We start from the raw sequence: 9705 nt of genomic DNA, 5'->3' as shown, positions 1-9705 counted from the left end.
GTCCTTTGATAAAGCTATGATGAGCCGAAAACCCTCTCTTCTCAATTAATACAATTTGGTCTCATGGGCGTTGATGTCGGACAATCTGAGGTTCAGATATCTTCCTTTGCCCGGGTCTGGCCAAAATCATGTTTGGTCAGGCTTTCGCAATCTATTCATGGCTTAAGCGGCATTCGGAATGGCCGAGCAACAGCTTTCCGGCTCTTCCTAACATCCGAAGATGATCATGGCTCCCGCCCAGCCCCCCATCATCAGCAGCAACAAGGCATCTGCCCGGCGGTACAGTGATAGGGCTCGGCGAATGTCGGCGGCAGTTGCCGCTCTGCGTCCGCCTTCGCCCATGATGGCGTCTGTAACATCTATGTCGCCATATGTCCGCGGTCCGGCAAGAGCCAGACCCAATGCCCCTGCCATGGCAGCTTCTGGCCAGCCGGCATTGGGAGAACGATGTTTGCCAGCATCTCGCCAAAGCGTCTGAAAGGCTTTGCGTGGTGACGCATCTTTCATGAAAAATGCGGCCATCACAATCAGAATGCCTGAGAGGCGCGAAGCAGGCAGGTTGATGATGTCATCGAATCTTGCCGCAGCCCATCCAAACGCTTCATGCCGTGGCGTTCTGTGTCCGATCATGCTGTCGGCCGTATTTGCAGCTTTGTAAATGGCCGCACCGGGCAAACCTGCCACGGCCATCCAGAATGCGGGAGCCACCACCCCGTCAGAAAAATTCTCGGCAAGGCTTTCAATGGCCGCCCGTGCAACGCCGGCTTCATCAAGCGTGGCCGGATTACGCCCGACGATCATGGAGACTGCATTTCTGCCTGCGTCGAGACCGGCATTTTCCAGAGCGTTGGCGACTGCCTCAACATGACTGGACAGACTCCTTTGGGCCAGAAGCGAACTTCCCAAAAGGGCGGCCAGAAGAATACCGGCTCCATTGCCGGCAATCCATTGCACGTGCCAAGCGGCTCCTGCGCTGACAATGAGAATAAAGACCAGGGTGATGGTGCCTGTTGCACGGCGAATGCCATCGCGCTTTGCCGCCAGATTCAGTCTTTTATCTGCATATTCGATCAGCTTGCCTGTCCAGGTGACAGGATGCCCGATTTGGAGATACAGCCAATGGGGATAACCAATGCACCATTCAATAATGAGTGCGAGAAAAGCAAGCAAAGCAAACATGATAATATGTCAGGCTTCTATCCGGCAGGAAGACAGGCACACAGCATCAAGCTGAAGCAGTTAAAGAAGTCAAACACTTATGACCTGTCCTTTGCCTTGTGGGAAGTCGAATAGTTTTCAATCTGCTGAATTTTTCTGCTCATTGACATCTTCGAGTCAGGATTGCCTGTTTCAGGGACGAAGGATCCGGACCGCTCCGGGCTGGCGGAAAACTTTTGCTTCAAGTCATGCTGCCATGGCTGATGTGCCTTCGCATGAGGTAAGATCCGGAGTCTCGCAAAGACGGGAGTGACAGTGGCGCGGAAGTTGCTGTCGCTTGACATGATGTGTGGCAAGCTTGCGAAAATGCCTGGACGTGAAGAGGAAGTGCGCGACCAGATTGCGCTGCCGGTAAAGATCGGACGGGTATTGCCGTTTGCGTTCGTGCTGGGTGGGCATGTGGGCTTGTCTTGCGGAAGGATGAACAGAAGAGCTGCTCGCGCGCGTCGATGACTGCGTGGATCTTGCTGCTTGATCTGCCAGCAATGGCCGAATGCAAATAAGGCTATCCGGTCATCATGACCGACAGGCTTTGCTTTTGAAAGTCGGCTATGGCTGCATTGTTCCGGTTCTTCAGAGTTTCAATTTGCCACGCATCACAACGCCAAGACCATATGCCGTTTTTGCAGGCCAATGGTCATGATGCTGTATCCAGAACAGGCTGTTCAGCTGCAAAAGTTCCAGTGCTGACATGACGCACATTGTCCCAAAAGGCGTTGACGTTGCGGGTCTGATTGCCGACATGGCGGTAAAGCACGACTTCAAGATCGAGCGCCCAGTCAGGGTTTGATGTCGCATGGACGAGCTTGCCGGTTGCAATCTCTTCTTCGATCAGGCTTTCAGGCAGCCAGCAGATCCCAGCGCCTGTGCAGGTGATGGTTTTGAGGCCGGCACTGATGGCGTTTTCATGGATGGTGCGACGGCGAAAACCAGGTTTCTGGGCAAAGAGTTTTCCAAGAGCGACCCCAAAGAACGAGCTATAGCCGTAGCTGAGATAGGGCAGGGTGAAACGGTCCGCCAGCGCCCGGTCAAGAATGTTCTCGCCATCGACCCATTTGTCGCGTTCAAGCCGCAGGCTGGGGGCTGCGACTGGCAAAAGCCGGTCCTGTCCGACCGACAGAAAGTCGAAATGTTCGTGGTCAAGGTGCAGGGGAACGCGCGGATTGGTGTAGGTGAGGAAGAAATCCGCCTCGCCATCGATAAGAGCGGCCAGATTGGCTTCAATGCCGCCCCGGTCTGGAATGAAGCAGATGCGGGTGTCGGGCGCGGTTTTTTCAAGAGTTTGCAGCCAGTTGGGAATGAAGGTGACGGTGAGGGTGTGGAGTGCCGCCAGCCGCACCATGCCGGCATTGGAGGCCGGTTGCAGCGTCTCGCGGGCGGCATAAAGCGCGCGGATCGTGTCCTGCGCAATGGGCAGGAAACTGCGTCCGGCAGGTGTCAGTTCCGCGGGAACGGCGCCACGCTTGATCAGGACGGCGCCCAGCCAGACCTCCAGCTGCTTGATGCGCCGGCTCAGGGCCGGTTGCGATACATTGCGCAATTCGGCCGAGCGCGAAAAGCTCGACGTGCTGGCGACGGTTACAAAATCCTCCAGCCATTTCAGTTCCATCGCAATTTCACCCTTTGCCGTTCGTTAAGGCGTGATGTCTCTTCATAAAGTGATTGATTTTAAAAGTGTATGCAATTTTTGCATTGCCGGCTGCTCAAATTGAATTTGTCAAACAATATGCGTCGAAATAGGTTCCCGACTCGTGAAATGGCATGCGAAAGGCTGAGACGCGCTATGGCCAGAGTGGTTTATTGCGGTGGGGAATTCGTGTCGGAACACGAGGCCAGGATCAGTATGTTTGATCGTGGTTTTCTGTTTGGCGATGCGGTTTATGAAGTGACGGCAGTCATTGGCGGCAGGATGGTCGACAATGATCTGCATCTGGCAAGACTGGAGCGTTCGCTGTCTGAATTGGCGATTCCCATGCCATTGCCGCGTGCGGAAATCGAGGCGATCCAGCATGCGCTGATCGAGAAGAACCAACTCATGGAAGGTACGGTCTATCTTCAGGTTTCGCGCGGCGAGGAAGATCGTGAATTTGTTTATTCGGCTGATCTGAAGCCGACCTTCATCGCTTTCACGCAAGCCAAGAACCTGCTCAACAATAAGGGGCAGACTGCTGGCCTTGCGGTCAATTTGGTGGAAGATCCGCGCTGGAACCGCCGTGATATCAAGACGATCATGCTGCTTGGCCAGGTCATGGCCAAACGCGACGCCAAGGCGGCAGGTTTCGATGACACCTGGTTTGTCGAGGACGGTACAATTACCGAGGGCGCGTCGTCCACGGCCTATATCGTGACGAACGACAAGCGCATCATCACCCGTGCAAATTCAAAGGCAATCCTGCCCGGCTGTACACGTGCAGCGCTTCTCAGGCTGTGCAGCACCCATGGTGTTGCCCTGGAAGAGCGTGCCTTCACCATTGCCGAGGCCCAAGGGGCGGCAGAAGCTTTCCAGACATCCGCTACCAGTCTTGTCACGCCAATCGTGCGCATTGGTGACGTCAGTCTGAATGGCGGTGTGCCGGGTCCGCTGACCCGGCAATTGCAGGCCTATTATCTTGAACATGTGAACATGCTTCAGTCATAGGCCAAAACCACCACGACAAAGCATCCCAGAGGCGAACATATGAAATTCAATTCCAAATTGCTCGGTACTGCACTTGGCTGTCTGATGGCATTCTCGGCTCCGGCTTTCGCCAGCGAAGGCTATGGCGAGTGCAAGCTCTATGGCCAGCCCGGCACCGAAAAGGTCGAGACGGCTGTTCCCGGCCAGTTTACGGTCATCATCAATCTTCCGGCTGTTGGTGAATTCAATGGCGACACGCCTGAAACCGTCAAAAGCGGCCGCGAATTCTGCATGGCCGTCAACATCGCCCACCGTCTGGGCCTCGACAAGGTCGTTCTGAAGAACGCTTCTTTCGACTCGATCGTGGCCGGTCAGAACAAGGATTTTGACATTGCGCTTGCGCTGATTTCGATCACCGAACCGCGCAAGAAGGTTGTCGATTTCTCGACGCCTTATGCAACCGGCGCATTCGGCATTGCAACGCGTGCAGATGCCCCGATCGATCAGGAAGGTCTCAAGACTGCAAAGCTCGGAACCCAGGCCGGCACCGTCATGGTGCAGTGGGCACAGGAAAACCTGCCTGATGCAAAGCTTTCCGTCTTTGATGACACGGGCGCCATGTTCACCGCGCTTGCCGCTGGCAATGTCGATGCCGTCATGACGGATATTTCGGTCATTCTCGGCCAGGTTGCCAATTCCAAAGGCAAGCTGAGTGTCGTTGGCCAGATCCCAAGCGGCCGCGATACGGCTGGCGTCTATCCGAAGGGCTCGAAGGCAAAGCCGGTGATCGACAAGATCATTGCCGATCTTGCCGCCGATGGCACGCTCAAGGCGCTGGAAGAACAATATCTTTCGGCCGAGCGCGGTGGCCTGAAACCTGAAGATGTCCCGGTCTGGAAATACTGATCTGATGGCTGGTTCGATTCCTTCTGAACTGCAAAATGCAACCAGGCGCGCCACACGGTGGCGCGCCCAGGACAGGGCGAGAACCCATGGCGTGCGCACGGCACTGACGCTTGTTCTCGCCATTGTCTGTTTCTTCGTTGTCGCCGTGACGGCGCAACATATTGGCAACTATGCGATCGGGCAGGGTGTATCGACGGTTGTGGTGCTGATCCCGGGTCTTGTCGCGGCCGCGGCTGCGGCACTTGTCCTGTTGATGGCCATTCGCGCGGTGATGAAATCTGCTGCCGCACGGCGCAATCAGGATCTTTATGCCGCCCGCGCACTTGGCGCGGAAGCCTCGCTTGCCTCCTGGAAAGCATTGTCATGGATCGGCGCATTGCTGCTGATTTCTGTCGGCGCATGGTTCATGGCGGTTAATGATGCGGCGGTCAGCCGTACTTTCTTTGACCTTGACCAGATCAGGAATTCTGCCGGCCGGGTCATCTGGGCCTTTGGCACCAATGTCACGATCTTTGCCTGTTCAGCGGTTCTGATCCTCGTCTGGTCGCTGCTGATTGCCATTGCCCGCACCCTTCCGGGCGAGGCCGGTCGACCGCTGCGCTATCTTGCAACCGCCTATGGCGATCTCTTTCGTGGCTTGCCGGCCATCATTACCATCTATCTGATCGGTTTTGGCCTGCCGCTGACCAATCTTCCCTTCTTGTCTGAGCTGAGCTCAACGTCCTACGCAATCATCGCGCTCACGCTTACCTATGGCGCCTATACATCGGAAGTCTATCGTGCCGGCATTGAGGGCGTGCATCACAGTCAGGTTGCAGCCGCCCGCTCGCTGGGCCTGAGCCATGCCAAGACCATGCGCTATGTCGTTGTGCCGCTGGCGGTGCGCAACATCATTCCGCCCCTGATGAACAATTGCATCAGCCTGCAGAAGGACACGGCACTGGTGGCCATTATTGGCACGATCGACGCCTTCAACCAGTCGAAGATCATTGCGGCCAATAATTTCAATCTTTCGGCGGTGACAACGGTTGCCATTCTCTTCGTCGTCATCACCATTCCGCAGGCGCGTCTGGTCGACAGGCTGATCGAGCGCGACCGGAAACGTATGCGGGCAGGGGGCTAGGCATATGGCGCTGCTGGAAATCAATAATATCACCAAATATTACGGCGAGCTGGAGGTGATCTCCAACCTCACGCTGCAGGTCGAGGAACATGAGGTCGTCTGCCTCATCGGCCCGTCCGGCTGCGGCAAGTCCACGCTTCTGCGCTGTATCAACCGGCTTGAGGAAATTGCATCGGGCGAGATCCTCATTCACGGTGACCGTATCACCGGGCCGGGTGTCGATCTTGACCGGCTGCGCCGCGATATTGGCATCGTCTTTCAGGGCTACAACCTTTTTCCGCATATGACCGTGCTGGAGAATACGGTTCTGGCGCCGACGAAAGTGCTTGGCATGAGCCGGCGTGAGGCCGAGGACAAGGCGATGGCCTTCCTGGAGCGCATCGGCCTTGCCCACAAGGCCAATGAATATCCCGACCGCATGTCGGGTGGCCAGCAGCAGCGCGTGGCAATCGTGCGCGCGCTGATGATGGATCCGATGCTGCTTCTCCTGGATGAGATCACATCGGCGCTAGACCCGGAACTGGTGTCTGAAGTATTGGATATTGTGCGCGATCTTGCCGCGGGCGGGATGACCATGATCCTTGCCACGCACGAAATGGGCTTTGCGCGCGAGGTGGCCGACCGTATCTGTTTCCTGCAGGGAGGCAAGATCTACGAGCAGGGCCCACCTGCCGAAATCTTCGGCAATCCGCAGGGCGAGCGCACGCAAGCCTTCCTCAGAAGCCTCAAGAAAGCTGGCCGCATCTGACGCGGCCAGACAGGACAGAGAACATGACGACAGCCCGCAGTCTTGGACTTTGGAGCGACGGTGCAAACAGCCTGCCAACCGGCCCCAACAATGCGATTACCGATGTGCCCGGAGTCATGGTTGGTCATCGCACGCTGAAGGGCGATGGGCTTGCCACGGGCGTGACAGCCATCATGCCGCATCAGGGCGATCTGTTCCGTTCCAAGGTGCGCGGCGCGGTTGACGTGATCAACGGTTTTGGAAAATCGGGCGGTCTGGTGCAGATTGCCGAACTTGGCACGATCGAAACACCGATCCTGCTGACCAATACTTTTGGCGTCGCCGCCTGCACCGAGGCGCTGATCCGCCGGGCAATCGCGCAGAACCCGAAGATCGGACGGCAGACTTCCACGGTCAATGCCGTGGTATGCGAATGCAATGACGGCCAGATCAACGATATTCAGGCTCTGGCCGTGACTGTCGAAGACGCCTTTGCCGCGCTTGATGCCGTTGCGCCCGGCGTTGTGGAGCAGGGGGCTGTCGGGGCAGGGACAGGCATGACCGCTTTCGGCTTCAAGGCTGGCATCGGCACCGCCTCCCGCCGCATGAAGATCGGCAAGGAGGAATTCACGCTTGGTTCGCTCGTTCTTGCCAATTTTGGCCGTGCGGGCGATCTGGTTCTGCCGGATGGCCGCCGTCCCATGCCCGGTGCGGTCAGTGGTGCAGAAAAAGGCTCGATCATTGTCGTGCTTGCCACGGATCTTCCGCTGGGCGATCGGCAATTGCAGCGCGTTGCGCGTCGCGCTGGCGCAGGGATTGCCCGGCTTGGCGCCTTCTGGGGTAATGGGTCTGGCGATATCACGCTCTGTTTTACGACCGCTGATCCGGTAGTGCATGATGGCCCGGATTTCCAGACCGTTCGCATGCTCAGCAATGATCATATAGATGTTGCCTTTCGTGCCGCAGCCGAGGCCACGCAGGAAGCAATCCTGAACGCGCTGTGCGCAGCCCCTGCAACAACCGGCCGCACCGGCAAACTGTTTCCTTCTCTCGCAGACTGGGCGAAAGGGCATGCGCAATGAAGATCTTTATTTCCGCCGACATAGAGGGCACCGCAGGCATTGCCCATTGGGACGAGGCTGATCGCGACAAGGCCGATTACCGGGAATTTCGCGAATTGATGACCGGTGAGGTTCTGGCGGCCTGTGAGGGCGCGCGCGCTGCCGGGGCAACCGAGATCGTGATCAAGGATGCGCATGAGAGCGGCCGCAATATCATTGTCGATCGCCTGCCTGCCTATGCCAGGATCATGCGAGGCTGGTCTGGCCATCCCGATTCCATGATGTTTGGTTTGAGTACGGAATTTGCCGCTGCCATTTATACTGGTTATCATGCAAAAGCCGGCTCGGAGGCCAATCCGCTGGCGCATACCACGACAACGCGCGTTTCGCGCGTGCTCTTGAATGGTGAGGTTGCCTCTGAATTCACCTTCAACGCGCTGTGCGCTGCCCGTTATGGCGTTCCCTCGGCATTTCTGTCTGGCGATGCGGAAATCTGTGCCGATGCACGGGCATTGGTGCCCAATATCGTGACGGTTCCGACCCTTGAAGGCTTTGGCCGCGCCTCGCTTTCCATCGCGCCGGCACAAGCGCGCGAGGCGATTTTTGAGGGCGTGAAACTGGCTATTGGCAGACTTTCCGAGCGCACCATGCCGTTCCTTTCGGGGCCTTATGAAATTACGGTTGAATTTGTAAATTCGACTGATGCCTATCGCGCATCCTGGTATCCCGGGGCGCGTGCAAGTGCCCCACGAGCAGTAAGCTTTGCGTCAGACGATTTCTTCGAAATCCAGCGTGCGCTGCGTTTCCTGCTTGCCTGATCAGCTTTTTGGGAAACCTTGAGCCTCAAGCCGCGATCACCAGATGATGCTACGCTGATTGGGCAAACTTCTCGCAGAAACAATATGGGCTGCCCAGTTCATGGCAGTCCTTTCTGCAAGCCCGGTCATCGTCAAAGGTAAGGATGCATCTGTATGCGTCGGCACAATTGATCCCGGCTGCCAAATGCCGGAAAACCAATGGCGCATTCCGCTTTCCACGGAAAGGCTGACTGCTCTAACATATTGTGTTTCGCGGCTCCGGATGGAAAGTCGCTTCCTGCTTTTCCAAGGCAGCCATAGCTGAAAATCTGCTGTCTGATGTTGTAGACGCGCAGGAATTGTCTCCGCGCGATTATCCATATTCCGGCATCAAAAAAGTTCCATAATCTATCTTATACAATCAAATATAGCGTCAGGCCCCTTATCCTGCTTGATGGAAAAGCCGCAAATGAGCCGTGCTTTAACCGCCTCTTTCATGCATGTTCTACATAACGGCTGGTAACCGAACTGGTTGCGTTCGTTCAGCATCGTTGACAGCTTCTCTCACGCAGCCAGATCGTAGCCGGGAATTACTCTGGTCTCTAAGGCGGCCCGTATTCCCGTCATTCCTGATATTCAATTGCATTGAATAGCATACACGGAATGGACGCCTTTTGATGTCCGTGTGTACAGTTTCATGTAAGCGACATGGTATTTCTGGCAAATATACAGACCTTGCAGACAGCTATGAACGCTAGCCAGAAAGGCGGCATCTTGATTTGTGGAAAGCTAGTATCATTGGGATGCTCATTTCTTTCTGGTTACAAACACAGCCTGCTCAAAACGTGCCGGGTCATCAATGTAATCAATGACCTCAAAATCAGTCCCAAACTGTTTTGTAAACCAACTTGCTGGAATGGCGGCCCAGCCATAAAAATCACCTGTGAGAACGCCCCCTCCTCCTTGGCCATTTACATCCGAGTAAGCGTGCTCACCAGCCTTGAAGGCTGCCACGGCTCTTTCGGGATTGCTTCCCATATATCTACCGATATTGCGTTCAATTTCGTTCGCATCGACCTTGTTGCGGCATGCTACAACGAGGTCGAGAAATCTCAATGATTGTGGGGTGAATACAAAAATTCCACCAGTGGCAAGGGTACGAGAAATTTCTCTATGGCCTGACCCCATAGGGTGGTCCGGTTTCAATCTTAGTTCATGTTCGGCCTTGGGGCTATTGCCTGGGCAGATGACGGTGC

The 9705-nt window shown here is 55.9% G+C and carries 9 protein-coding genes; 6 read left to right on the top strand and 3 right to left on the bottom strand.

Features of this window, described 5'->3' with window-relative positions; genetic code table 11:
* Window positions 1-207 precede the first annotated feature (207 nt).
* Together cbiB and ACFO1V_RS09995 are read right to left on the bottom strand one after the other, a co-directional pair.
* Window positions 208-1179, bottom strand: coding sequence for an adenosylcobinamide-phosphate synthase CbiB (gene cbiB, locus ACFO1V_RS10000; RefSeq protein WP_374834518.1), 972 nt, complete (start codon window positions 1177-1179; stop codon window positions 208-210).
* Window positions 1180-1855: 676 nt separating this feature from the next.
* Entirely contained in the window at window positions 1856-2827 is a 972-nt protein-coding gene (locus tag ACFO1V_RS09995; RefSeq protein ID WP_374834520.1) for a LysR family transcriptional regulator, read from the bottom strand.
* Between the two features lie 174 nt (window positions 2828-3001).
* Here ACFO1V_RS09995 and ACFO1V_RS09990 point away from each other — a divergent pair, with 174 nt between their 5' ends.
* From ACFO1V_RS09990 to ACFO1V_RS09965, 6 genes are read left to right on the top strand one after another with little or no spacing between them, the layout of a single operon-like run.
* Window positions 3002-3856, top strand: a complete 855-nt coding sequence (locus ACFO1V_RS09990; RefSeq protein WP_374834522.1) for a D-amino-acid transaminase — start codon at window positions 3002-3004, stop codon at window positions 3854-3856.
* Between the two features lie 39 nt (window positions 3857-3895).
* Window positions 3896-4741, top strand: coding sequence for an ABC transporter substrate-binding protein (locus ACFO1V_RS09985; RefSeq protein ID WP_374834524.1), 846 nt, complete (start codon window positions 3896-3898; stop codon window positions 4739-4741).
* Window positions 4742-4745: 4 nt separating this feature from the next.
* Window positions 4746-5864 (top strand): amino acid ABC transporter permease, encoded by a 1119-nt coding sequence (locus ACFO1V_RS09980; protein WP_374834526.1) that lies wholly within the window; start codon window positions 4746-4748, stop codon window positions 5862-5864.
* A 4-nt stretch (window positions 5865-5868) separates the two neighbouring features.
* A complete protein-coding gene (locus tag ACFO1V_RS09975) occupies window positions 5869-6612 on the top strand; it encodes an amino acid ABC transporter ATP-binding protein (protein WP_374834528.1) in 744 nt (247 codons plus the stop codon).
* Window positions 6613-6635: 23 nt separating this feature from the next.
* A complete protein-coding gene (locus ACFO1V_RS09970) occupies window positions 6636-7673 on the top strand; it encodes a DmpA family aminopeptidase (RefSeq protein WP_374834530.1) in 1038 nt (345 codons plus the stop codon).
* The gene (locus ACFO1V_RS09965; RefSeq protein WP_374834532.1) at window positions 7670-8470 is read left to right on the top strand and encodes a M55 family metallopeptidase; all 801 of its coding nucleotides are present in this window, start codon (window positions 7670-7672) and stop codon (window positions 8468-8470) included. Before ACFO1V_RS09970 ends, ACFO1V_RS09965 begins: the two co-directional genes overlap by 4 nt.
* Window positions 8471-9256: 786 nt before the next feature.
* On the opposite strand, the gene ACFO1V_RS09960 is transcribed toward ACFO1V_RS09965, so the two are convergent.
* Window positions 9257-9705 (bottom strand): hypothetical protein (locus ACFO1V_RS09960; protein WP_380075097.1); only part of this gene is annotated, 449 nt, incomplete at its 5' end.

This window comes from Daeguia caeni (genome assembly GCF_042653845.1).
Taxonomy (GTDB): domain Bacteria; phylum Pseudomonadota; class Alphaproteobacteria; order Rhizobiales; family Rhizobiaceae; genus Brucella; species Brucella caeni.
Note: the sequence above shows the minus strand (reverse complement) of the source record. Positions and strands in the feature narration are given on the sequence as shown.

What these genes read in the sequence shown, in the direction of transcription:
- cbiB (WP_374834518.1), bottom strand. Translation starts at nt 1,179, where the DNA reads ATGTTTGCTTTGCTTGCTTTTCTCGCACTCATTATTGAATGGTGCATT.
- ACFO1V_RS09995 (WP_374834520.1), bottom strand. Translation starts at nt 2,827, where the DNA reads ATGGAACTGAAATGGCTGGAGGATTTTGTAACCGTCGCCAGCACGTCG.
- ACFO1V_RS09990 (WP_374834522.1), top strand. Translation starts at nt 3,002, where the DNA reads ATGGCCAGAGTGGTTTATTGCGGTGGGGAATTCGTGTCGGAACACGAG.
- ACFO1V_RS09985 (WP_374834524.1), top strand. Translation starts at nt 3,896, where the DNA reads ATGAAATTCAATTCCAAATTGCTCGGTACTGCACTTGGCTGTCTGATG.
- ACFO1V_RS09980 (WP_374834526.1), top strand. Translation starts at nt 4,746, where the DNA reads ATGGCTGGTTCGATTCCTTCTGAACTGCAAAATGCAACCAGGCGCGCC.
- ACFO1V_RS09975 (WP_374834528.1), top strand. Translation starts at nt 5,869, where the DNA reads ATGGCGCTGCTGGAAATCAATAATATCACCAAATATTACGGCGAGCTG.
- ACFO1V_RS09970 (WP_374834530.1), top strand. Translation starts at nt 6,636, where the DNA reads ATGACGACAGCCCGCAGTCTTGGACTTTGGAGCGACGGTGCAAACAGC.
- ACFO1V_RS09965 (WP_374834532.1), top strand. Translation starts at nt 7,670, where the DNA reads ATGAAGATCTTTATTTCCGCCGACATAGAGGGCACCGCAGGCATTGCC.